The organism is Klebsiella sp. CN_Kp091 (assembly GCF_040065095.1).
In the GTDB taxonomy this organism is placed as follows: domain Bacteria; phylum Pseudomonadota; class Gammaproteobacteria; order Enterobacterales; family Enterobacteriaceae; genus Klebsiella; species Klebsiella aerogenes.
In genome coordinates this window covers 381,823-404,367 of sequence record NZ_JBEAIO010000049.1, presented here as the reverse complement: position 1 = coordinate 404,367, position 22,545 = coordinate 381,823, and the positions used below count along the sequence as shown (strand labels likewise).

General features: G+C 53.7%; 28 protein-coding genes and 1 pseudogene. 14 read left to right on the top strand and 15 right to left on the bottom strand.

The features are described from left to right. Positions 1-48: 48 nt before the first annotated feature. Complete coding sequence (locus ABLV17_RS22520; RefSeq protein ID WP_308957979.1) at positions 49-1,383, top strand: gluconate:H+ symporter; 1,335 nt, start codon at positions 49-51, stop codon at positions 1,381-1,383. A 50-nt stretch (positions 1,384-1,433) separates the two neighbouring features. Here the strand turns inward: ABLV17_RS22520 and ABLV17_RS22515 are convergent, their stop codons facing one another. Together ABLV17_RS22515 and ABLV17_RS22510 are read right to left on the bottom strand one after the other, a co-directional pair. Further along, a complete protein-coding gene (locus tag ABLV17_RS22515; protein WP_045360825.1) occupies positions 1,434-1,919 on the bottom strand; it encodes a hypothetical protein in 486 nt (161 codons plus the stop codon). 83 nt (positions 1,920-2,002) lie between these two features. Then, complete coding sequence (locus ABLV17_RS22510) at positions 2,003-2,176, bottom strand: hypothetical protein (RefSeq protein WP_213794067.1); 174 nt, start codon at positions 2,174-2,176, stop codon at positions 2,003-2,005. Between the two features lie 95 nt (positions 2,177-2,271). Between ABLV17_RS22510 and ABLV17_RS22505 the strand changes: the two genes are divergently transcribed. Together ABLV17_RS22505 and ABLV17_RS22500 are read left to right on the top strand one after the other, a co-directional pair. After that, positions 2,272-3,648 (top strand): pyridoxal-phosphate dependent enzyme, encoded by a 1,377-nt coding sequence (locus tag ABLV17_RS22505; RefSeq protein WP_348854654.1) that lies wholly within the window; start codon positions 2,272-2,274, stop codon positions 3,646-3,648. Positions 3,649-3,657: 9 nt separating this feature from the next. Then, positions 3,658-4,803 (top strand): PLP-dependent aspartate aminotransferase family protein, encoded by a 1,146-nt coding sequence (locus ABLV17_RS22500; protein ID WP_348854653.1) that lies wholly within the window; start codon positions 3,658-3,660, stop codon positions 4,801-4,803. Positions 4,804-4,840: 37 nt separating this feature from the next. Here the strand turns inward: ABLV17_RS22500 and ABLV17_RS22495 are convergent, their stop codons facing one another. Together ABLV17_RS22495 and ABLV17_RS22490 are read right to left on the bottom strand one after the other, a co-directional pair. Next, positions 4,841-5,005, bottom strand: coding sequence for a hypothetical protein (locus ABLV17_RS22495; RefSeq protein WP_348854652.1), 165 nt, complete (start codon positions 5,003-5,005; stop codon positions 4,841-4,843). A gap of 15 nt (positions 5,006-5,020) precedes the next feature. Next, positions 5,021-5,425: a YdeI family stress tolerance OB fold protein gene (locus ABLV17_RS22490; RefSeq protein WP_087860740.1), complete on the bottom strand. Its 405-nt coding sequence runs from the start codon at positions 5,423-5,425 to the stop codon at positions 5,021-5,023. A gap of 143 nt (positions 5,426-5,568) precedes the next feature. Between ABLV17_RS22490 and ABLV17_RS22485 the strand changes: the two genes are divergently transcribed. Next, on the top strand, positions 5,569-6,072 hold the full coding sequence (locus ABLV17_RS22485) for a hypothetical protein (protein WP_348854651.1): 504 nt from the start codon (positions 5,569-5,571) through the stop codon (positions 6,070-6,072). An 11-nt stretch (positions 6,073-6,083) separates the two neighbouring features. Further along, the gene (locus tag ABLV17_RS22480) at positions 6,084-6,530 is read left to right on the top strand and encodes a YetF domain-containing protein (RefSeq protein WP_087860738.1); all 447 of its coding nucleotides are present in this window, start codon (positions 6,084-6,086) and stop codon (positions 6,528-6,530) included. A gap of 5 nt (positions 6,531-6,535) precedes the next feature. Here the strand turns inward: ABLV17_RS22480 and ABLV17_RS22475 are convergent, their stop codons facing one another. From ABLV17_RS22475 to ABLV17_RS22450, 6 genes and pseudogenes are all read right to left on the bottom strand, one after another. Further along, positions 6,536-6,775 carry a hypothetical protein gene (locus tag ABLV17_RS22475; RefSeq protein WP_348854650.1) on the bottom strand — a complete coding sequence of 80 codons (240 nt, stop codon included), beginning with the start codon at positions 6,773-6,775 and terminating at the stop codon, positions 6,536-6,538. 57 nt (positions 6,776-6,832) lie between these two features. Further along, positions 6,833-7,159 (bottom strand): annotated as a pseudogene (locus ABLV17_RS22470) (alpha-amylase family glycosyl hydrolase); the annotation flags it as partial. Between the two features lie 264 nt (positions 7,160-7,423). Next, entirely contained in the window at positions 7,424-7,930 is a 507-nt protein-coding gene (locus tag ABLV17_RS22465) for a DUF892 family protein (protein ID WP_015366679.1), read from the bottom strand. Positions 7,931-7,954: 24 nt separating this feature from the next. Next, complete coding sequence (locus ABLV17_RS22460; protein WP_032705768.1) at positions 7,955-8,170, bottom strand: hypothetical protein; 216 nt, start codon at positions 8,168-8,170, stop codon at positions 7,955-7,957. 26 nt (positions 8,171-8,196) lie between these two features. Continuing rightward, on the bottom strand, positions 8,197-8,697 hold the full coding sequence (locus ABLV17_RS22455) for a ferritin-like domain-containing protein (protein ID WP_348854649.1): 501 nt from the start codon (positions 8,695-8,697) through the stop codon (positions 8,197-8,199). Between the two features lie 88 nt (positions 8,698-8,785). Beyond that, on the bottom strand, positions 8,786-8,971 hold the full coding sequence (locus ABLV17_RS22450) for a general stress protein (protein ID WP_004143718.1): 186 nt from the start codon (positions 8,969-8,971) through the stop codon (positions 8,786-8,788). Between the two features lie 458 nt (positions 8,972-9,429). On the opposite strand from ABLV17_RS22450, the gene ABLV17_RS22445 reads away from it, so the two are divergent. Continuing rightward, positions 9,430-10,314 carry an SDR family oxidoreductase gene (locus ABLV17_RS22445; protein ID WP_015366683.1) on the top strand — a complete coding sequence of 295 codons (885 nt, stop codon included), beginning with the start codon at positions 9,430-9,432 and terminating at the stop codon, positions 10,312-10,314. On the opposite strand, the gene ABLV17_RS22440 is transcribed toward ABLV17_RS22445, so the two are convergent. After that, entirely contained in the window at positions 10,311-11,225 is a 915-nt protein-coding gene (locus tag ABLV17_RS22440; RefSeq protein WP_015366684.1) for a TIGR03571 family LLM class oxidoreductase, read from the bottom strand. The genes ABLV17_RS22445 and ABLV17_RS22440 overlap by 4 nt on opposite strands. 174 nt (positions 11,226-11,399) lie before the next feature. Here ABLV17_RS22440 and ABLV17_RS22435 point away from each other — a divergent pair, with 174 nt between their 5' ends. Further along, complete coding sequence (locus tag ABLV17_RS22435) at positions 11,400-12,383, top strand: zinc-binding dehydrogenase (RefSeq protein ID WP_348854648.1); 984 nt, start codon at positions 11,400-11,402, stop codon at positions 12,381-12,383. Positions 12,384-12,658: 275 nt separating this feature from the next. Continuing rightward, the gene (locus tag ABLV17_RS22430) at positions 12,659-12,907 is read left to right on the top strand and encodes a hypothetical protein (RefSeq protein ID WP_015366686.1); all 249 of its coding nucleotides are present in this window, start codon (positions 12,659-12,661) and stop codon (positions 12,905-12,907) included. Positions 12,908-13,100: 193 nt separating this feature from the next. Here ABLV17_RS22430 and ABLV17_RS22425 read toward each other — a convergent pair whose 3' ends face one another. After that, a complete protein-coding gene (locus ABLV17_RS22425) occupies positions 13,101-14,300 on the bottom strand; it encodes an MFS transporter (RefSeq protein ID WP_047079209.1) in 1,200 nt (399 codons plus the stop codon). A gap of 104 nt (positions 14,301-14,404) precedes the next feature. On the opposite strand from ABLV17_RS22425, the gene ABLV17_RS22420 reads away from it, so the two are divergent. Next, positions 14,405-15,364 carry an AraC family transcriptional regulator gene (locus ABLV17_RS22420; RefSeq protein ID WP_113373413.1) on the top strand — a complete coding sequence of 320 codons (960 nt, stop codon included), beginning with the start codon at positions 14,405-14,407 and terminating at the stop codon, positions 15,362-15,364. 6 nt (positions 15,365-15,370) lie between these two features. Here the strand turns inward: ABLV17_RS22420 and ABLV17_RS22415 are convergent, their stop codons facing one another. Beyond that, positions 15,371-15,646 (bottom strand): VF530 family protein, encoded by a 276-nt coding sequence (locus tag ABLV17_RS22415; protein WP_047048980.1) that lies wholly within the window; start codon positions 15,644-15,646, stop codon positions 15,371-15,373. A 296-nt stretch (positions 15,647-15,942) separates the two neighbouring features. Between ABLV17_RS22415 and ABLV17_RS22410 the strand changes: the two genes are divergently transcribed. The 4 genes from ABLV17_RS22410 to ABLV17_RS22395 are packed head-to-tail and all read left to right on the top strand — an operon-like array spanning position 15,943 to position 19,240. Further along, a complete protein-coding gene (locus tag ABLV17_RS22410; protein WP_087860825.1) occupies positions 15,943-16,971 on the top strand; it encodes an isopenicillin N synthase family oxygenase in 1,029 nt (342 codons plus the stop codon). An 18-nt stretch (positions 16,972-16,989) separates the two neighbouring features. Further along, positions 16,990-17,796: a MetQ/NlpA family ABC transporter substrate-binding protein gene (locus tag ABLV17_RS22405; RefSeq protein WP_348854646.1), complete on the top strand. Its 807-nt coding sequence runs from the start codon at positions 16,990-16,992 to the stop codon at positions 17,794-17,796. Continuing rightward, positions 17,793-18,584, top strand: a complete 792-nt coding sequence (locus ABLV17_RS22400) for a methionine ABC transporter ATP-binding protein (RefSeq protein ID WP_213292570.1) — start codon at positions 17,793-17,795, stop codon at positions 18,582-18,584. Before ABLV17_RS22405 ends, ABLV17_RS22400 begins: the two co-directional genes overlap by 4 nt. Continuing rightward, positions 18,581-19,240 (top strand): methionine ABC transporter permease, encoded by a 660-nt coding sequence (locus ABLV17_RS22395; RefSeq protein ID WP_161798788.1) that lies wholly within the window; start codon positions 18,581-18,583, stop codon positions 19,238-19,240. Before ABLV17_RS22400 ends, ABLV17_RS22395 begins: the two co-directional genes overlap by 4 nt. 18 nt (positions 19,241-19,258) lie before the next feature. On the opposite strand, the gene ABLV17_RS22390 is transcribed toward ABLV17_RS22395, so the two are convergent. Continuing rightward, positions 19,259-20,317, bottom strand: a complete 1,059-nt coding sequence (locus ABLV17_RS22390) for a nitronate monooxygenase (protein ID WP_348854645.1) — start codon at positions 20,315-20,317, stop codon at positions 19,259-19,261. A 91-nt stretch (positions 20,318-20,408) separates the two neighbouring features. Here ABLV17_RS22390 and ABLV17_RS22385 point away from each other — a divergent pair, with 91 nt between their 5' ends. After that, positions 20,409-21,293 (top strand): LysR family transcriptional regulator, encoded by an 885-nt coding sequence (locus ABLV17_RS22385; protein WP_348854644.1) that lies wholly within the window; start codon positions 20,409-20,411, stop codon positions 21,291-21,293. On the opposite strand, the gene ABLV17_RS22380 is transcribed toward ABLV17_RS22385, so the two are convergent. Next, positions 21,228-22,400: a YbfB/YjiJ family MFS transporter gene (locus ABLV17_RS22380; RefSeq protein WP_348854643.1), complete on the bottom strand. Its 1,173-nt coding sequence runs from the start codon at positions 22,398-22,400 to the stop codon at positions 21,228-21,230. The two genes, ABLV17_RS22385 and ABLV17_RS22380, sit on opposite strands and share 66 nt — an antisense overlap. Positions 22,401-22,545 lie beyond the last annotated feature (145 nt).

The following is a 22,545-nucleotide window of genomic DNA, read 5'->3' as shown; positions in this document are numbered from 1 at the left end:
GGAGCTCTCCGGCACTGAAAATAATAAAATCTCTGTTGGGAGGATGCCATGTCTCCAGCCCTGGCACTGCTATGGGTGGTGGTCGGTATTGCGCTACTGGTCATCATGAATCTGAAATACAAAGTACACAATATTTTCGCCTTATTAATTGCCGGCCTGTTTGTCGCCATTATGGAAGGTGTGCCCCTCGATAAAATCGTCTCGATGGTTCAGCAAGGACTGGGCGGAATAATGGGACACCTGGCGCTGATCATTATATTCGGCGCTATCATCGGCAAATTTATGACCGAATCCGGCGCCAGCCAGCAGATTGCCGATACGGTAATCAGACGTTGCGGTACCCGTTATCTGGCGGTCGGCTTGATGTTTATCGGCGTCATCTTCGGCATCGCCATGTTTTATGAAGTGGCGTTTTTGATTGCCATGCCGCTGGTTCTCAACATCGCCAGCAAAGCCAATATCCCGTGGATGAAACTGGTTATTCCGACGGTCGTCGGCGCCACCATGGGACATAGTTTATTTCCGCCACAGCCGGGGCCGGTTGCATTAGTCAGCGCCTTCCAGGCGGATATTGTTCAGGTTTATCTGTACGGCATTATCGTGATAGTCCCGGCGCTGTTCTGTGCGGGGATTTTATTACCCGCCTGGCTTCCGGGTATCCGCGAGATGAAGTTGAATGCCATGATTAAACCGCAGGAGGAGAAACCTGCCGAGGTGCTGCCGTCGTTTGCGGTCAGCATTGCCATTCCGCTGATCCCCGCGATATTAATGATTGCGTCTTCGCTGATTCAGTCGCTGTTTGGCGCGGCCTCTTCTGCGGCAAAATTCTTCCAGTTCCTCGGTAGCGCGGAAATTAGCATGCTGCTGGCGACCGGCGCCGCAATCTGGCTGCTTGGCTGCCGCCGCGGTATGAACGCCGTTCAGGTTAACCACTGCGTAACGGATTCGGTCGCCAGAATTGCCAACGTCCTGTTCGTCATCAGCGCCGGCGGCATTCTTAAACAGGTTATTATCGATTCCGGCGTCGGCGACCATATCGTCACGATGATGAGCCACGTCCCGCTGTCGCCGTTTATCATCGCCTGGCTGATTACGGCTATTATTCGTATTCTTACCGGCCAGGGCGCCGTGGCGGCAATTACTTCAGCCGGGATTGTTTCGCCGATGGTTACCGCATTTCATCTTAATCCAGCGCTGATGTGCCTGGCGGTGGCCTGCGGTAGCAATACCATTACTCTGATGTATGACGGCGGGTTTCTGCTATTTAAGGAAACGTTTGGTATCTCGATGCGCGATACCTTTAAGACCTGGGGCTTACTGGAGCTAATCAACTCGGTGGTGGGTCTGTTGATGGTGTTATTACTGAGTCTGTTTATTTCCTGATAAAATACACCGCGGCGAGAATGGTATCGCCGCGGTAGCAGTCCAGTATATTACTGCTGGCTGGCCGGCGCCTGCTGCGCTGGCGCTTGCTCCGGCGCGATACTCTCTTTTATTTCTTTGGTTTTATTGGCGGCATCGGCGGAAAGCTGGTTGGCTTCAACGATAGCGTTATCTTTAATTTTTCCCGCCTCTTTCATAATCGCATCGCTTTTTTGCTGCGCATCCTGTTTTACCGCATCCGCTTTATTTTTCGCATCCTGGGCAATCGCGTCGGCCTTCTTGTCGGCTTCAGATTTAATACTGCTGGCCTGAGTTTTCAGGCTATCCGCTTCATTATTGGCCTGCGTTTTGATGTCGTCGATCTGCTTATCCGCTTCTTGCTTAATGGCCCGCGCTTTATCGGCGGCCGCATCTTTAATTTGTTCCGCGTTATCTTTGGCCTGATCCAGTTTATTGTCGACTTTCGATGAGTCATCGCAGCCAAACAACGCCAGGCACAATGCAGAGGTAATCAGCGTTTTATTCCACAGTTTCATCAGTATTCCCTTATCGGTCCAGGTGGTAATCCAGTGACGGTCATAGCCTTGCCGTATCGGCACAGTCAATTTATTTATAATCGCTATGCCTGGAGAGTCAAGCTATCGATAATTTTCAGTAATGCTTTGCCGGAAAATGCATAGATCAGCCAACGACGGCGGCTAATTTGCTTAAAAACAAGACAAAAAACCACTATTCCAGCAATCAATACGCCCGGGCGGATAACCTGCTTTCCTTCTGGATGGCTAAAAAGCATCTTATATTCCATTTTGCGCTAAACAGCAGATTTATGTTCTTTAAAATGCCGTTTTTACAGTTCTACCATTCAGCTATCTCGATACGAATGGGTAAATGGTTATGTCACTCTTTCACTCTGTAAGCGACCTGATTGGTCATACCCCGCTGTTACAACTGCATAAACTGGATACCGGCCCGTGCAGCCTGTTCCTGAAACTGGAAAACCAAAATCCCGGCGGTTCGATAAAGGATCGCGTGGCGTTGTCGATGATTAATGAAGCCGAGCGCCAGGGAAAACTGCGCCCCGGCGGCACCATCATTGAAGCCACCGCCGGTAATACCGGGCTGGGGCTGGCGCTGATTGCCGCGCAGAAAGGCTACAAACTGATCCTGGTGGTGCCGGACAAAATGAGCCGCGAGAAAATTTTCCATCTGCGTGCGCTCGGCGCCACCGTGCAGTTAACCCGCTCGGACGTCAACAAAGGTCATCCCGCCTATTATCAGGACTACGCCCGCCGTCTGGCGGAGCAAACGCCGGGCGCGTTTTATATTGACCAGTTCAACAATGAAGCCAACCCGTTAGCTCATGCCACCACTACCGCGCCGGAGCTGTTTGAGCAGCTCGATGGCGATATTGACGCCGTGGTGGTCGGTGTCGGCTCAGGCGGTACCCTGGGCGGTTTGCAGGCGTGGTTTGCGCAACACTCGCCGAAAACCGAATTTATTCTTGCTGATCCTGCGGGCTCGATTCTGGCAGATCAGGTAGAGACCGGGCAATACGGCGAAACCGGCTCCTGGCTGGTGGAGGGGATCGGCGAAGATTTTATTCCGCCGCTCGCCCATCTGGAGAAAGTACGCAAAGCGTGGCGTGTGACCGATCGTGAAGCGTTCGCCACCGCCCGGCAGCTGCTGCAAGTGGAAGGCATCCTCGCCGGATCGTCAACGGGCACCCTGCTGACAGCAGCCCTGCGCTACTGCCGGGCGCAGTCCACCGCTAAACGGGTGGTGACCTTTGCCTGCGATAGCGGCAACAAATACCTGTCGAAAATGTTCAACGACGACTGGATGCGCCAGCAAGGTCTGCTAAGCCGCCCGACGCGCGGCGATCTTAGCGATTTTATCGCCCTGCGTCATGACGAAGGCGCAACCGTCACCGCCGCGCCCGACGATACGCTGGCTGCCGTCCTTGCGCGTATGCGCCTGTACGATTTCTCACAACTGCCGGTGCTTGAAAACGGCCACGTGGTTGGCATCGTCGATGAATGGGATCTGATAAGCCACGTCCAGGGCGACAGCCGGCGTTTCGCGCTGCCGGTCAGAGAGGCGATGACCCGCCATGTCGAAACCCTGGATAAGCACGCCCCGGAAAGCGCGCTTAAAGATATCTTCGACCGTGGACATGTCGTGGTTGTCACCGATAACGATCGGTTTATCGGCCTGATCACCCGTAGCGACGTCCTGACCACCTGGCGTAACCGACTGGAACAATAAGGAACGAACATGAAAAACTTACAGACGCTCAGCGTCCATAGCGGCATTTTTAACGACCAGCATGGCGCGGTGATGCCACCAATTTACGCCGCCTCCACCTTTGCCCAGCCCGCGCCGGGTCAGCATACCGGCTATGAATATTCGCGTAGCGGCAATCCGACCCGCCACGCGCTGGAGACGGCCATCGCGGAGCTGGAAAGCGGTAGCCGGGGTTTTGCTTTTGCTTCAGGCCTCGCGGCCATTTCCACGGTACTGGAACTGCTGGATAAGGATAGCCATCTGGTGGCGGTAGATGACGTCTATGGCGGCACATACCGGCTGATTGAAAATGTTCGCCGTCGTAGCGCCGGTCTGCAAGTGACCTGGGTCAAACCTGACGATCTGCCAGGCATCGAAGCCGCGATCCGCCCTGATACGCGGATGATTTGGGTGGAAACGCCGACCAATCCGTTACTCAAGCTGGCGGATCTTGCGGCCATTGCCGAGATTGCCCGTCGACATAACATTATCAGCGTCACCGATAATACCTTTGCCTCACCGATCATCCATCGCCCTATCGAACTGGGCTTTGATATTGTGGTGCATTCAGCGACCAAATATCTCAACGGTCATTCGGATGTCGTCGCCGGGTTGGCGGTGGTTGGCGACAACCCCGCGCTGGCGGAGAAGCTGGGCTATCTGCAAAACGCCGTCGGCGGCGTACTTGACCCATTCAGCAGCTTCCTGACCCTGCGCGGCATTCGCACTCTGGCTTTGCGGGTAGAACGTCATAGCAGCAACGCTCTGCTGCTGGCGGAATGGCTGGAGCAGCAGCCGCAGGTCGAGAAAGTCTGGTTCCCCTGGCTCGCCAGCCATCCTCATCACACTCTGGCTCGCCGACAGATGGCCCTGCCAGGCGGTATGATTTCCGTCGTGGTCAAAGGAGATGATGACTACGCCGGGCGCATCATCAAAAAACTCCGGTTATTTACCCTGGCGGAAAGCCTGGGGGGCGTGGAAAGCCTGGTGAGCCAGCCATTCAGCATGACGCACGCCTCCATTCCGCTGGAACAGCGGCTGGCGAATGGCATAACGCCGCAGTTGATTCGACTCTCGGTAGGTATTGAAGATCCGCAGGACCTGATTGCTGACTGGCGAAACGCGCTACGTGAGTAAACGCTAACCCCGCGCGCCGCGCGGGGTTTCATTACCCTCAGCAGAAACATACCGCTTTGGCGTTTTCCGTCGGATGATAGGGATCGCTTCGGTGATCGTCGCTATCATCCCGTTTCCGCGGGATCTCACCGTGTTTACCCGGCTCTTCTCGCGCCGGGTGTTTACCGCGTTTATCGAGTTCATGGTGATGCACTCTGCTCATACTCAGGCTCTCCGGTTAATTGGGCGCTTGTTTGCGCAGCTTATCAACCCGCACCAGCGGCGGCGTCATTTTGCTATCCAGGCTTCCGTTAATACTCACCAGTTTGTCCGGCTTGATTTCCTGGCCATCGAAAACGGCTGCCGGAATTATGGCCGCAATGGTTCCGGTCTTATCACGGAACAGATAGCGGTCGTCGCCTTCATGCTTAATCACATTGCCGCGCAGGGAGATAGTCGCGCCGTCGTGCATGGTTTTCGCCTGCTCAATGGTCATGATCCGGCCATCCTCCATACCGCGATAGCCGTCATCCAGCTGGTGCGGCGGCGGCGGTGCGGCATCGTTTTTAAAACCGCCCTTTTCTTCAGCCCAGACGCCAGCGGTGAGTAACAAACAGAGTGTCGCGATTAGCTTTTTCCTCATTATTTCACCTTTCATGTCAGCAGACTGTTATTAAAGTCTGGTCGCGGATAGCGATTTTAACAACGTCAATAATTCTGATATCAGCTAAAATAACAACGTCGCTATCGTAGCGTTAAATATAAACATCATGCTGGAGCCGAAAGATGGACAATAATCAACAGGATCCGCCAGAGATAAACGAGAATCTACGGGCGTTACGCTTCGAGTATAACTTCCGGCGCTATGGGGTGGTTTTTCTCGCCATTATTATAATTACCGCATTATGCGGTTTATTTTCATCTGGCTTCCTGAGCTCCGCCCATCATGAGAATTCCTCTTCATCATTAACGGTAGACTATGACCGTTTTGCCAGGCTAATGAGCGAAACCGAAGTCAATGTTCAGGTAAAAAACAGTGGCCTCGCTCATACCTCAGTGGATTTTTCACCCACGTTATTAAGCCATTACCAAATTGGCGATATTCGACCGCAGCCCGATAAAATGTACAGCGCTAACGGTCATCTGATACTGGTTTACAATGAAAATAGCAGTGGCGCGCCGCTTTCGCTGTGGTTATCTATCACGCCAAAAACATTTGGCAACCTTTCCACGACACTACAGGCGAACCGGCAACCTGCCGTCACCTTTAACCAATTTGTCTTTCCGTAGGAGCCACAACGATGGAAATGGTGCTCAGAGCCGTCGCAATCTATCTTATCTTATTGATTATTTTTAAAGTTGCTGGCAGAAGAACGCTTATGCAACTCACCAGTTTTGATCTGATTTTACTGTTGATTATCAGTGAGGCCACCCAGCAGGCCATGCTCAGCACCGACTATTCTGTTACCGGTTCAATGCTGACTATTGTCACGCTGGTCAGCGTGGATATTTTATTTGGCTATATTAAGAAGCGCTTTTCACAGGCAGAGAATTATCTTGATGGTTCGCCGACGATCATCGTAGAAAATGGTGTTGTCGCTGACGATAAAATGAAAATGGTCAATATCTCTGTGGATGACATATTGCTCGCCGCGCGACAGCACCATGGTATATATCAACTTGAGAAGATTAAATTTGCGATCCTCGAACGTAACGGCCAGATTTCAATCATTCCGACCGAAGCGTAGAGACGTTACTTATCGCGTTCCGGTTGTTTATCGCCTGACTCAGGTGCCCGTGTCGGGTCGTCCTCTTCTTTTTCAGTAACATAATTAATATACATACCACCTCCAACTTTGCGGCATTGAATGATAAATTGTAGCGTTGTCATGAAATTTGGCCATTGCCATAATAAATAATGTCGCCTGTTAGCCATAATAAGTACTCTCGGATATTTCCGACCACCAGCCAGCAATGAATCAATAATACTCAAGTACTCATGACCAATACACCATGGCGAAATGCCATGTTCAGATCAATTGAGGCGACTATGGCGGTAAGAGGTATGCTGGATAACCAACTCAATGATAACGCGTATCCCCAGTTCCCGCGCGTCATCAATCAGTTGAATAACGTCACTGATTTGCCCAAAACGCGGATCGGGCTGCAGATGATCCTGCACGTCGTAACCGTCATCAAGAAATGGCGTCAGATAAAAGGGGGTTAACCACAATACCGTCACCCCAAAGCTACGTAAGTAATAGAGTTTTTGCCTTATCCCGGCCAGATCGCCACAGCCATCACCATTGGCATCATAAAACAGCGAGGTATCAACCTGATAAATTACAGCGTTTTGAAACCACGGTTGGCGAGGCATTATTCCCCCTCGTATCAGCAGAACATCACGAGCGCCCGAAGCATACCCGAGGTATAAGCTCTTATTTTCTCTGCGCGGGCTTCGAGCGTCTGGCCAGTTTATCTACCAGAATTTGCTGCCTCGGGGTCAACGACGGACACTGACAGTGCGCGTCAAAATTTATCTCTAACGTAATTTGCCGCCCTGCTGCCGTTAGCGGCGGCGCGCTATCGTTAATACGCGACAAGATAGCAAGGAGACGAAGCATTTACAGACCTTTTGCCGCTAACGCTTGGCATCAAAACCCGGCGTTTCGGAGCGAATAATATATTGCTCGGTAATATCCGGAATATGTTGCAGCAACCATTCGGCCATGCCTCTCTCTTCCGCCAGAATACTTTCTAAATCCGCAATCGAATCATGATCGTTGACCTTTTGCGCGGCGGTTAATAAGGAGGTATAACAGGCGACCTCAAACTGCTCGAAAACGTAACCGCTGATCACCCCTTTCACCACTTCATCTTGTGGAAACATTCCACCAATAGATTGTCCCATCGCGGCGATTTTACTCATTGAGTCTTTAAGAACCGAGCGGGAAATATTATTGCGCGCAATAATATCATCCAGCACGGTAATTTGCCGACGGGTTTCAAAAAGATGCTGCTCAAGGCGGGTGCATAATTCCGGGTAGCTGTCGATGCGTTTGACCATCGATTCAAGCATCGATTCGGCCTGCTTTTCCATAGCGTGCGCGTCACGCAACCAATCGTGATAATTTTCAATATCAGTCATAACAACCTCTTTATAACAAGATAATTACTCTTCAGCCTTATCTTCATTTTCTTCTGCGGCCTGGTCGGCTCGCGCTGCGCTATACCCGGATAAGTGGCCGACAATATTTGCATAAATACTAATAATGATGACCCACAGGACACTGTCTTTCCACCATATTACCGACGGTATAGCCAGTACAAACCACATTATCGCCGCGACGAGATGACACCTTTTTATTACAACCGGACTAAGACTCATTTTTTTGCCTGATGCCTTAGATAGGATTAAGCGGACTGTTGGGCATCCTGATTGACGTGTCCAACGGCGATGTCCGTTAATTTCATATCAGCGTCTTTTTCTTCTTCCAGCGTTTCCGCCAGCAGTTTCACCGCGGCTTTATAGCCGAGCTGCTCTGCCAGCGTACACAGCGTACCGTAGGCCGCAATTTCATAGTGTTCAACTTTCTGCGCGGCGGCTATCAGCGCAGCATCGCGGATCTCGTTCTTTTCCGTCGCTTCGATCACTTCGTTGGCCTCTTCGATAAGCCCTTCCATCGCCACACACTTCATCCGTTTCAGGCGAATTTGATCATTCTGTTGCAGAAGTTTATCGATACGTTCTATATGGCCCTGCGTTTCCTCAAGGTGAGCGCTGAATGCCGTTTGTAGCTCTTCACATGCGCTGGCGCGGGATAGTTTAGACAGCGCGCGGGTTAACTGTTTTTCCGCGCTGTAGGTATCCGATAATAAATGGATAAAAATATCTTCAATGGTTTGTATTTTCATAAGTCACACCTTTTAAAAACTGCGGGTCGGATGACCCGCAGGGTATTTTTAACAGCAGTTACCAGATCAAATCACTTATATTCACAAGCTAGCTATCACCGGATTTACGGCCGCCGCCATGGCTGTTTTTACCGCCTTTTTTACCGGCTTCGGATGCACGTTCCGGGTCATTTTTAAAATTCCCGCCGCTGTGCTGTCCGCCTTTACGTCCGGCTTCAGATGCTTTTTCCCGGTCTTCTGCAAAATTACCTGAACCACCTCTGTGTTCTGCCATAACATTTACCTTTTAGCTGGGTTAGTAAAAGATGATTTGACGCTCTAAATCATCGCCGTCGAGAGTTAAGTCTGGAGCAATAAGTGAAATATGCAACTCAAATAAAATATATTAACAGTCGTTACATAATTAATACAAAAATAAATAACGGAACGACAAAAATAACCAATATTTCGCTAAGATCATATTAACCAGATGAAATAAACGCGACGGCAAAGCCAGAATTTTTAGTGCCCGACGAATGAGCAAAAAGAACTGTAAATAAGATTAAATATTCTATTTTTAAATATTTCATTGAATAATCCGAAAAATAATAAAATGAATAATCACATATAAATCGCCTTATATCAGTATGTTGGCTAAAGAAAATCTGGAATATACCCATTGGGCAAAGATTTACATTTATCGCTACAACCGCATACCTTCTATCATTACTCTTTTCTGTGAAGGAGATTGCTATGGATAATGACAAACTGCGTACCAACCATTGGCCACAACCCCCTTTCCCCGATCAACCGCAAACGCCTCCCGGCCTGGCCGCCGAAATGGAACCCACACCGGATCATGGTGAAGTCAGCTACAGCGGGTCAGGACGGCTACAGGGTAAGAAAGCGCTGATTACCGGCGGAGACTCCGGTATTGGTCGCGCCGTGGCCATCGCCTTTGCCCGCGAAGGCGCGGATGTTGCCATTAACTATCTTCCGGAAGAACAGAGCGATGCGGACGCCGTCATCGCGCTTATTAAAGCGGAAGGCCGTACAGCGGTGGCGATACCGGGCGATATTCGCGTGGAATCCTTCTGTGAAACGCTGGTGGAAAAAGCGGTAAGCGGTCTTGGCGGTTTGGATATTGTTGTGAATAATGCAGGACGTCAGCAATACTGTGAAAAAATTGAGCAACTCACCACTGCCGATTTTGATGCGACCTTCAAAACCAACGTCTATGCACCGTTCTGGATAACCAAAGCCGCGCTGCCGCACCTCAAAGCCCAAAGCGTGATTATCAACACTTCTTCGGTCCAGGCTTTTAAACCGAGCCCAATCCTGCTGGATTATGCCCAGACCAAAGCCTGTCTGGTGGCATTCACCAAATCGCTGGCCAAGCAGTTAGGGCCGCGTGGGATCCGGGTCAATGCAGTCGCTCCCGGCCCGTACTGGACGGTGCTGCAGTCAAGCGGCGGACAGCCGGCGGAAAAAGTGCAAAACTTTGGCGGCGATACGCCGCTGGGGCGGCCAGGGCAACCCGTTGAGATCGCCCCGTTGTATGTGACTCTCGCCTCTGATGCCTGCTCGTATGCCTCCGGCCAGGTCTGGTGTTCAGACGGCGGTGACGGCGTACTTTAATAATGGAATGCCGGCAGCACCAGTTCGCCAATCTCCTGCATCGTCTCGGCCAGCGGACGCTGGTTGCGACGAAAATGCAGTCCGATATGGTTCACGCCGGCATCGCGCATCGCATTTAATTCCTGAATGAGACCATGGCGGCCGCTGCTGATGCCGAAACGATGGCGCTGAATCGGCGCATTGGCGTCATCTTGCAGATCCAGATGGATAAAGCTGATATAGGGTTTCTCGCCCGCTACCCGGCGCCACAGCTTGACGCGGCTAACGTGCTCGTCAGGCTGGCCTGGATAGGCAAGCCAGCCATCCATATTACTGCCTACCCATTGCGCCGTTTGTTGCGCCAAACCAGCAACCAGCAGCGGCGGGGTCGGTTTGGCTGGCAGCAACTCCAGGCCTGGCTCCAGCTGACGGTCGGTCTCGCCCTTCAGCACGCTCACGCCGTGACGGAAACGCTCGCCGCGGCTGGCGTAGTCTTCACCAAATAGCGGGTATTCGACTGGCCTGTCGCCGCTGGCAATGCCCAATAGCAGCCGGTCGCCGCTGAGCGCCTGCACCGTGGCGGCGGCTTTACGTACCAGCCATGGCTGACGTAGCGGCAGCACAACTGCCGCCGTACCCAGCAAGATATTTTGCGTCAGGCTCGATAAATAGCCGAGGTAGGTAAAAGCTTCAAAAACGTTAGCCGCATCGCCAAACTGCGGATCGTAAAGCGGAACATCGCGGATCCAGGCGGCGCGAAAACCGAGCGTATCCGCCAGTTTAATGCGCTCCGCGTGCTCGCTCATATCCGGCACGCCAAACGGTCGCCCGTCACGCTGCCGTTTTAGCTGTCCGCTGGTCGACCAGTCATTGTCCAGCGGCAGTTCCACGCCAATCGTTAGCGGCTGCTGGGTTAATTTTTCGATGCTCATGAGTCACTCCGTCAACCGCCGGGCGGTATCACGTTGAAAATATGAGCAAAGTGTTTCATGGAATGCTATTGCAATAAACAGCACTAATCGCAATAGATAATTGCTATTTATGGAATTATCTTTAGTTCTGATTTTGTTTTAATGGACCGCTCACCAACACCAGAGGAAGAAACAATGATAAAAACCGACGCCTGGCTGTGGAAAAAGCACGCCTCCCCGCTTCTGCTCGAACGCCATGAGAAAACGTTAGTCACGCCCGCTGACGATCAGGTGCTGATCGAGAACCGCGCTATTGGCCTTAATCCGGTCGACTGGAAGCTGATGGCTGGTCTCTCCGACGCCTGGCAGGAGGATCAGATCCCCGGCGTCGACGGTATGGGGGTGATTACCGCCGTTGGCCACAACGCCCGCCACCTTCGCCCCGGCACGCGTGTGATGTATCACACCGACCTGCGTTTTGACGGTAGCTTTGCTCGCCATACATTAGTCAGCGCCCAAGCGGTGATTGCGGTTCCCGACCACATCAGCGACCTCACCGCTGCGGCGCTGCCATGCCCTGGTCTGACGGCGTGGCAGGCAGCGCAGAAAATCCCCCATCCGGCTGGCGAGAATGTACTGGTCAGCGGCGCGGGCGGCGCTGCCGGCAGTCTGCTAAGTCAATTACTGATTGAGAGCGGCGCTAACGTCTACGTTACTGCCAGCGCCACGCATCACCCGAAACTACTGGCTCGTGGGGTGATTCAGGCCTTTGATTATCACCATACTTCCTGGCCGCAGGAGCTAAAACGCGCGCTGGCGGGTAAATCGCTGTATGCCGCTTTCGATACCGTAAATCAGCAAAATGCCCTTTCGCTTGCCGGGTTGCTCGGCTACTACGGCCATCTGGTCTGTATACAAGACCGGCTCGAGCACGCGCCGCTACCGGCGTTTACTACCAGTATCTCATTGCATGAAGTCGCGCTTGCGGCAATCCATCCTTACGGAACCCAGAGGCAGTGGAGTCGATTACGTCAGGCCGGGGAAAACATGCTGCAGCAAATTGGCCGCGGCGAACTGGTGATGCCGCCGATAGAAAGCGTCAGTTTCGATGAGATCCCACAGGCGCTGGAAAGGCTAAAACAGAACAATAACGGTATTAAGTACGTAGCGGTGATGTAATATTCATCAGCACGATGAATAACCTCAATCCCAAAAACCGGGTAATCAATGCCACATCCAACGGACCTCTTCCCGCTGGATGAGGCATCCATCGCTTCGCTTCCGTAGGTCGGTGTGGTGCTGAATGGTTACAAGAGCCTGGGATTCAGCAGAGTATTACCGAAAATATAACAGCTAGATTGCTACCTAATAGTTACCACTGTCGATTAAAAATTCAGATTGAAAGAATCAAAAAAAGGAGTAACGTTAAAAAAACATTAACAAAGAGGTGCAAAATGTTACGCGATTATTTAAAACTGGATTCTGAAGACCAATTAGTTGAACAACAAAGCGGTCATCAACCTAGCCAGCAGTATACCGAAGTGACTGAGTGGGTGATCCTCAATAAAGAGGGTAAGAAAAAAGGCCGCGTCTCCCTGTTTGATAAATTTAATACTCGTCGCTCGTGGAATGTCAATTTTCGCATTACCCAGTTTGATAACAGCGGTAAAGTTATCGTTGACCAACTGACAGACGCTATTTAACAGAATAATTAATAACATAGCGCCCAATCTGTGATGGAAGCCACCTGACAAAACGCTGAGGCCAGCAACCGCATTCATGCGGGAAAGCATAAATAGTTTTCAACTCATCAACTATCCGCTCGTTTTATAAAAATAAAATGAGTACTCGCTGCGCCTGAAGAAAAATAAACGCGCCAGTTGGCGCGTTTAATAATTAATTGTTACTGACCGGCGGCGTCACCCTGACGCCAATAAAGACAATCAGCATGGCGCTTAATAATAACAGCCCGCTGCCGGTAAATACGCCGCTAGCGCCGCTAATATCAAATATTGCGCCACCGCCGGCAGCCCCGGCGCTGATGGCCAGCTGGATTGCCGCGACTAATAATCCCCCTGCGCTTTCCGCTTCATCCGGTACCGTGGTGGCAAGCCAGGTTGACCAGGCCACCGGTACCAGACCGAATGCAAATCCCCACAGAGCGACCAACAGACCATCCAGTAGCGCAATATGACCATACAGCACCATCATCAGCGCCAGCACGCTCATCGCCAGTGGAACCAGCGCCAGCGTCATCCGCAAACTGCGCGCCAGCAGATGCCCGGCAAGCGAGGTGCCAATAAAGTTGGCCACGCCGAACCCCAGCAATATCAACGATACCCCTTCTACGCTTGCCAGCGCCACGGTTTCGAGAAACGGCCGCAGATAGGTAAAGAAAGCGAAGTGTCCGCCAAAAATCAAAATCGAAGCCAGCAGGCCGCCAACCATTCCCGGCCGCCGCAGTACCTTAAAAAGCGTACTAAAGCTGCCAGCGCTCTCCGGGCGCATCGACGGCAGTACCCATAGCTGCCACAGCAGCGCGACCAGGCTCGGTACGGCGCAGATGATAAAGACGTTACGCCAGCCAATGAGCGCGCCCAGGTAGCTACCCAGCGGCGCCGCGACTACGGTGGCAATCGACACCGCCGAGAAGATAATCGCCAGCGCTTTCGGCACCATCGCCGCCGGTACCAGCCGCATCGCCGTTGCCGTCGACATCGCCCAGAAGCCGCCGATAGCGATACCAAGCAGCAGGCGTCCCAGCAGCAGGAACTCCAGTGAACCGGCAAAGGCCACGATCAGACTGGAGATGATTTGCAATACGGAAAAGAACATCAGCACCCAGCGACGGTCGATATTGCGGGTTGCAGAGGTAATCAACAACCCCGTCACCAGAGCGATTAACGCCGTGGCGGTCACCGCCTGTCCGGCCATCCCTTCGCTGACGCCAAGGCTGCTGGCCATCGGCGTCAGTAAACTGGCCGGTAGAAATTCAGCGACGATCAGGCCAAAGACCCCCAGCGCCAGCGCATACACGGCGCGCCACGCCGGGCGGGCGTTAACTGCGCTCTCTTCAGCGACAATGCAAGAACTCATATACATCTCTCCAGAATCATTAACATTCGCCAAGCTTAGTGGCTTCCGTTAAGACGATATATGATACATACTCTGCAATTATTGATTATTCGTCCGGAAAAAAGATGAGCCTGCAAACGTTAGATCTGACCAGCGAGCTGTTACAGGGCATGCGACTGTCGGGAGTGAAATACCGACGGATTGAAACCTCGCGTCCTTTTGGCGTGGAGTTTAATTCGGTTCCTGGCAAAGCGCAGTTTCATTTCGTCAGCCGCGGCCCGCTGCTGCTACAAATGAGCAACGGCAAACAGTTCTCGCTTGAGAGCGGTGATGCCGTGTTTATTCCCAATAGCGACGCGCACGCTCTGCTCTCAGATAGCAAAGCCGCGCGGGTGAACGTGATGGAGCTCGACAGCAAACCGGTCTGCGGGACGGTTTCCTGCGTTAAAAACGCGGGCTGCGTTAATACCGAAGAAAATGCGGTTATCTTCAGCGCCTGTATGGATTTTGAATTAGGCGGAATGCAGCCGCTGGTTCGGGCCATGCCGGAGGTGATGCTGGTCAGTAGCCTGTTAAGCACCCGCCCGGAAATTCAGCCGCTGCTGGCGGCAATGGAGCGTGAATCCCTGACGCGTCAGGTGGGCTATGCCGGTATTCTGGCACGTCTCGCCGACGTCGTCGCGGCGCTGATCGTCCGCGCCTGGGTGGAATGCGGCTGCGGTAACGCCACCGGCTGGGTACAGGTGCTGCGTGACCCGAAGCTATCGCGCGCGATATACGCTATGCATCAACAGCCCGGCGTCAACTGGAAGGTAGAGGACTTAGCCCGCGAATCCGGACTGTCGCGTTCCGTGTTCGCCGAACGTTTTCTCACCGCCACCGGTACCACGCCGGCCCGCTACCTGACGGAATTACGCATGCGCCTGGCGGTACAATACATCAGCCATGAAGGCGAAGCGCTGGAAAAAGTCGCCTTCCGCCTCGGCTACAACTCTCTCGCCGCCTTTAGCCGCGCCTTTAAACGCATTACCGGCAAAGCGCCGGGAGCGCTGCGCAATGGGGTCAATGAACAAGCGGTAACCTGATAAGCGTTACTTCTTCTGCCAGTTGGCCCACGGGCCAGCGTCGGCAGAGGCGGTAGATTTGTCGATAAGCCCTTCCAGCGAATCGAGATAAAAGTTTTCGACTTCTTTACGCGCCCACGGCGTGCGGCGCAGAAATTTCAGGCTCGACTTTATGCTCGGATCGCTTTTGAAACAGTTGATTTTGATGTGTCTGGCCAGTTCATCCCAGCCATATCTGGCCACAAGGTCAGTGAGTAACGCTTCGAGCGTCACGCCGTGAAGCGGATCTTTTGACGTGTGCATTGTCTTTCCTGCATGAAAAATTTCGCTCACCATACGGACCGCGGCGGCATCATGCAACATCCCGCCATTTTTTTACATCACACCCACGCAGTTTCCCTACTCCTTATCTGTTTTTCGCAAAAGCACTGAACCCGCAGCGGACATAAATTAGAAAAGAACGTTATTGGTCGAAAAAATTGCGCTAAGGCAAGCTGAGCGCATCTACCCGACAGAGGAAATCATCATGCGCCGTTGTTGTTGCCGAACCCAGAATCACTTTAAAGCCAATGACCCGTACCCCGTTTTCGGAGAAAACAATGAACGCCACAACTTTGCCGATTCTCGATCTGGCCCGCTATAGCAATCCTGCTGAAAAGGCCGGTTTTCTTGCCGACCTCCGCCAGGCCGCTCGCGATATTGGTTTCTTTTATCTTATTAATCACGGCGTGGACGCCGGATTGCAAACTGAAGTTCAACGCCAGGCACGACGCTTTTTTGCCCTTGATGATAGCGAAAAGCAGCAGGTGGCGATGATTCACTCCCCGCACTTTCGCGGCTATAACCGCGCGGCTTCCGAGCTCACTCGCGGCCAGCCGGACTGGCGCGAACAGTTTGATATCGGCGCTGAACGCCCGGCTTTAACCCTCGCCGAAAACGCGCCACGTTGGCAGCGCCTGCAGGGACCGAATTTATGGCCCGCCGCGCTACCGTCGCTGAAACCCACTCTGCTGGGCTGGCAGCAGGCGATGACCGGCGTCGGGATGACCTTGCTGCGCGCGTTTGCCGAAGCGCTACAGTTGCCTGCCGACGCCTTTGACGCGCTGTATGGCGATAAGCCGAATGAACATATCAAATTGATTCGCTACCCTGGCCAGCGTGAAACGAAAAGCGCCCAAGGCGTTGGGGCGCATAAAGATTCCGGATTCTTAAGCTTCCTGTTACAGGACGAGCAAAAAGGACTGCAGGTGGAAGTCGCGCCGGACCATTGGATCGATGCCACGCCGCTGGCGGGCAGCTTTGTGGTGAATATCGGCGAGCTACTTGAGCTGGCGACTAACGGTTATCTGCGCGCCACCGTTCATCGCGTGGTCTCGCCGCCGGCAGAACAGGAACGTCTCTCTATCGCCTTCTTTCTTGGCGCGCAGCTCGATGCCGTGGTGCCGGTGTACCGCCTGCCCGCCCATCTGGCGCAGGAAGCGCTCGGCCCGGATAGCGATCCGCAAAATCCGCTGCTGCGGGATGTTGGCTGGAATTACCTCAAAGGGCGGCTGCGTTCCCACCCGGACGTCGCCGAACGTTATTACCAGGATGTTTTTCGCGAACGTACTGAGCAACTGATCGTTTAATTTAATAAGGATAACAACATGAAATATGCCGCATTCAAACTGGCAGGGGTCGCTTTATCACTTTCTCTGGCATGGACATCCGCCCAGGCTGCCGCGCTGCGCGTTGCCGCTGACCCGGTGCCGCACGCTGAGATCCTCAATTACATCAAAAAAATCGATCCCAGCCTCGATATCAAAGTAGTCGAACTCACCAGCGGCGTTAACGCCAACGAACTGCTGGCAAATGGCGATGTTGATGCCAACTACTTCCAGCACGTTCCCTATTTGAAGGACCAGGAAAAAGCGCTGGGTAAGACTTTTGCCGTCGCTGCCACAGTGCATATTGAACCGCTGGGTATTTATTCCCGTAAGCACAAAGACTTTAATTCCGTCCCGGAAAACGGGACCGTCGCGGTGCCGAACAACACCACCAATCTCAGTCGCGCCTTGTTCCTGCTGCAAAGCCAGGGATTAATCATACTCGGCGCTAAATTCACCAACCCGGCGACCACGTTAGCCACCCCGAAAGACATCGTGGAAAACCCCAAGCATCTGAAGATCCTCGAAATTGAATCACCGCAGATCCCGCGTTCATTAGACGATGTCGATTTAGCGGTTATTAACGGCAACTACGCGCTGGAGGCGGGACTGGTACCGGCGAAAGATGCGTTAGGGCTGGAGAGCGCGAACAACAACCCTTACGCCAATATCCTGGTGACGACGCCGCAGTTGGCTAATGACCCACGTATTAAAGCGCTGGCCAAAGATCTCACCTCGCCGCAGGTTGCCGAGTTTATTCGCAAAAACTATAACGGCTCGGTTATCCCGGTAGCGCCGCAATCATGATTGAGGTCGTCGGGCTGAGTAAAACCTATGCCGGAACAGGCCGACCGGCGTTGAACGACGTGTCGCTGCAGATCCCGAAAGGCGCGATTTATGGCATTCTCGGACGCAGCGGCGCAGGCAAAAGCACGCTGATCCGCTGTCTCAATTTACTCGAACGGCCCTCTACGGGCCGGATTGTGGTGAACGGGCAGGATATCACTCAGTTAGACAAAGCCGGTTTACGTCAGCACCGTCTGCGCACCGGAATGATCTTCCAGCACTTCAACCTGCTGCATGCCCGCAACGTGGCTGACAACGTCGCGGTACCGCTGGAAATCGCCGGTGTCGACAAACGTGCGCGCCGCGAACGCGTGCTCGAGTTGCTGGAGTTGGTTGGACTGGCGGATAAAGCAACCGCCTTTCCATCCCAGCTTTCCGGCGGTCAAAAGCAGCGCGTCGGCATCGCCCGTGCGCTGGCGGCCGGCCCGGATGTGCTGCTATGCGATGAAGCAACCAGCGCCCTCGATCCGGAAACCACCGCCTCGGTGCTGGCGTTACTGGCCGATATCAATCAGCGGCTCAATCTGACTATCGTGCTTATTACCCATGAGCTGGAAGTCGTCAAAACGCTGTGCGATCACGCGGCGCTGCTGGAGCATGGCGAAGTCATCGAGAGCGGGAAAATCGCCGATCTGCTGGTGGCACCGTGGTCCAGATTACGTCAGTCGTTACTGCATAATCCGCAGGCGGAGCAAGATTTCCTTGCCCGCCACGGCTTTCACGGGAGGCCTTTATGCGTAGTCGCATGAGCTGGGAAGATTTATGGCCCTTATTATGGGAAGGCAGCCTTGAAACCCTCTATATGGTGGGGCTGGCGGCGCTGTTTACCATCTTAATCGGCCTGCCGGTCGGCGTGTTACTGTTTGTCTCCCGGCGCAACGGCCTGGCGCCGATGCCGAAACTGAATGCGCTGCTGGGGGCGATTATCAATTTTGGCCGATCGCTGCCGTTTATCGTGCTGCTGATCGCATTAATCCCCTTTACGCGGCTTATCATCGGCACCACCTTGGGCAGCACCGCCGCCGTCGTGCCGATTACTATCGGCGCTTTTCCGTTTTTCGCGCGGCTGACCGAAAACGCGCTGGATGAAGTGGATTACGGGCGCATTGAAGCCATTCTGTCGATGGGCGGTAATCTGTGGCACGTTATCTTTAAATCGCTGCTGCCGGAGGCGCTACCAACCCTGCTTGCCGGGATCACCCTGACTATCGTGATGCTGATTGGCTTTTCATCGATGGCGGGCGTCATTGGCGGCGGCGGGCTTGGAGACCTGGCGATTCGCTATGGTTATCAGCGCTTTAACGATCAGGTGATGGTCGGTACGGTACTGATTCTGGTGGTGATGGTTCAGGGCGTACAAATGATCGGCGACAGGCTGGTACGACAGCTTGCCCATCGCCGCTAAGTTCTCATTCGCAGGCGGCTACTGCAGGCCGCCTTCTACCACCAGAACCCTGACCAGGTCTGCCGCCGGCATTTCGCGGATCATCGCCACCCCTTGTCCCGCCCAGTGCGCGCCGAAACCATGGTCGCCCTGCGCCTTTGCCGCCGTCGCCAGCGCTTTTCCGGCGTCATAAGCGAGCGGATAGGCGGGAATGTCCCGTTCATTGAATGAAGCCACCATTTCGCTCCAGCTATTTTTAACGCAGCGTGCTGGCCGACCCGAAATGGCCGCCGTCAAAAAGGTGACAACGTCACTATTTTGCGTGAGCGCCTGTCGATATCCACTATCTATACCCGCTTCCGGGCATAATAAAAATGCGGTTCCCAGCTGAACGCCCGACGCGCCGAGCTGCATCAGGCTGGCTATCGCCGCCCCATGCATAATGCCGCCGGCGGCGACAATGGGTAAATCGACAGCCTGCTTTAAAGCCTGAAGCAGAGTGAAGGTGCTCATTTGACGATCGTCGCCGTGTGGGTCAAAAATCCCCCGATGGCCACCGGCCTCATACCCTTGCGCAATAACGACATCAATACCCGCTTGCGCAATTAATCGCGCTTCCGCGACGCAGGTGGCGGACGCCATCGTCACCGTTCCCTGTTGCTGGAAGCGGCGAATAACCTCCGAAGACGGCACGCCAAAATGAAAACTCACCACCGCCGGCTTCTCTTCAAGCAACATATCGAGCATGGATTGATGTTGATGGAAGCTCTGATAAATCTCGTTAAGCTGTTTCGGCGGCGTGCCGTGATAGCGGGCAAACGCCGGAGCCAACCGCGCCAGCCACTGCGCTTCCTGAACAGCATCGCGGCGCGACGGCGTATGACAGAAAAGGTTGACGTTAAAGGGACGATCGGTGAGCCGTCGGGTGTGTTCAATAAGCGCTTGCGCCTGCGTAACCGTCGACGCGCCGAGCCCAAGCGAACCCAGTCCCCCGGCGTTGCTTACCGCCGCAGCCAGGGCTGGTGTCGACACCCCAGCCATCGGCGCCTGAATAATCGGATAACGAATATTAAGTAATCGCGGTAAATGCTGATTCATTGGCGATCCTGTGCAATTTGCGATGTGAGGCATTAACCATCTCTTTTTAAGATGTTAAGATCAACAATATTGTCATATTGAGAAGAAAAATATGAACCACACCACATTACTGATCTTTAAACTGGTGGCCGAAACCCAAAGCGTCACTCAGGCGGCGAAACAACTTGGTCGCGCGCAATCCAATATCACCACGCGCATTCAGCAGCTAGAAGAGGAGCTGGAGGCCGAGCTTTTCGTGCGCGGAAACAAGAAGATGCTGCTTTCTCCCGCCGGGCAAAACTTCCTCAGCTACGCGCGGCGAATTTTAAGCCTTGCCGAAGAAGCCAAACTGGCGCTGCACCCTGCACGGCCCGCGGGAACGTTAAAGCTCGGCGCGATGGAAGCCTGTGCCGCCAGCCGCCTGCCGGCCATATTGCCTTTGTTTCAGCAACGCTGCCCGGACGCCGACCTGACATTGCGTACCATGCCCACCCGTCAGCTGACTGAACTGGTCGAAAACGCAACGCTGGACTGCGCGCTGGTTTCACTGCCGGCCGGTCCAGACGGCAGCCTTCAATGCCCACAGACGCTTGAATATCTACCGCTTTTCATCGAACAGCTGGTCCTGATCTCCCCTGTTGATGGGCGCGACTACCGCTTTGCCGCCTTCCCGGCAGGATGTACCTACCGCCAGCGCGGCATCGAATATCTGCAGCAGACGGGAGCGCACGTGGACATCGTCGATGTCAGCTCCTATCACGCGATGATGGCTAACGTCGCCACCGGTCGCTACGCCTGTTTGCTCCCGGAAAGCGTCCTGGCCCTGCTCACGCTGCCCGCAGGCTGCCAGACGCAATACGTCACCCAGGCCGCCACCCAGCTTATCTGGCGCCGCGGATATGTGTCGCCGATTCTCGACGCCCTGCGCCAGTTATTGCTGGCGCCGGCCGCAGGCAACCAGTCCGGCGGCTCCCAGCAACACGCCGCTGGCAGTTAATAGTGAAGGGTTAAACGATCCCGTCAGGCTGTATAACGCATCGGCGACCAGCGGCCCGATTATCTGCCCGACGCCGTAAGTCGCCGTGAGCGCGGCGATCATATTAAATTTTACCGCCTGATTTAGCCGCTTGCCCTCTGACAAGGCAATGGTTACCGTCCCAAGGAAGGTCGCCCCAACCAGCAGCGCGCTCAACAGACAAAAGGTGAATGAGTGGCTCCACGCCGGTAAGGCCACGCCGAAGGCCTGAATAACGAGATTGCTACAAAATGCCCGCTGATAGCCAATTTTCAGTACGAGTTGGTGCCAGATAAAACAGGAAGGTACCGCCGCGAGACCAAATACCGCCCACAGATGCACCGGGTCGATACCCGATAGCGCGCCGTGCAAAAACAGCGGCAAATAGGTCGCGGTGATGATGTAGCCGAAGCCCGCGAGGCCATAAATCAGCAGCAATTTTACCGCATCGCTCGTGCGCCCATCGTTGCTCGGCATCGTTGTTGCGGGTCCGCTGTGTAACGCCAGCAGCGAATCCGCCGGGCTTAATAACCCGCGCAAGGCGCATAAAAACAGCACCGTCGCCGTGATAGCGCACAGTAGCCAGATTTGCTGACTGCTAAACGCCTGCGCTTTACCGGCGGCAATAAACTCCGCCGACAGAAAAATCCCCATCCCGACCCCGGCAAACAGCACCGGCGCGCCGTTATGATGTTTCATATGTTGCAATAGCCATAAGGAGGCGGAGATAAGCGTTACCGCGCTTAGTACCCCGGCCAACCCGCGCAGGATAATGATAGCCAGCGACGAACGCAGCCAGGCCAGTAGCGCCAGACAAATTAACGTCAGAATGACCGAGACAATATTCATTCTGCTCGCCTGCTCCGGCTTTGCCTTCGCCAGCAACAATGCCCCCAGCAGGTATCCGGCATAATTAGCGGAGGCGGCCAGATTACCCTGACGCAGCGTCAGGATCTGATCGCTTAACATCACCGGCAGGATCCCGGTGAAAGCGAAGCGGCCATAACCCATACCAATCATTAATACCGTCGCCCCTGCCATCGCTAATAAGAAAGCGTTTATCTCCGGCCTGATTTGTCTCATCCCCATACCCCTTGCATAATTTAATCTTAAAAAGAGAATGTTATTTAGTTTTAATTCTCTTTTTATTATGTATTAGCACGATGCGACGAGCAAGCCGCCACACCTGAGCAAAGAGTAAAAGCACCAACCAGAGGATACTTCGGTTAGCGAC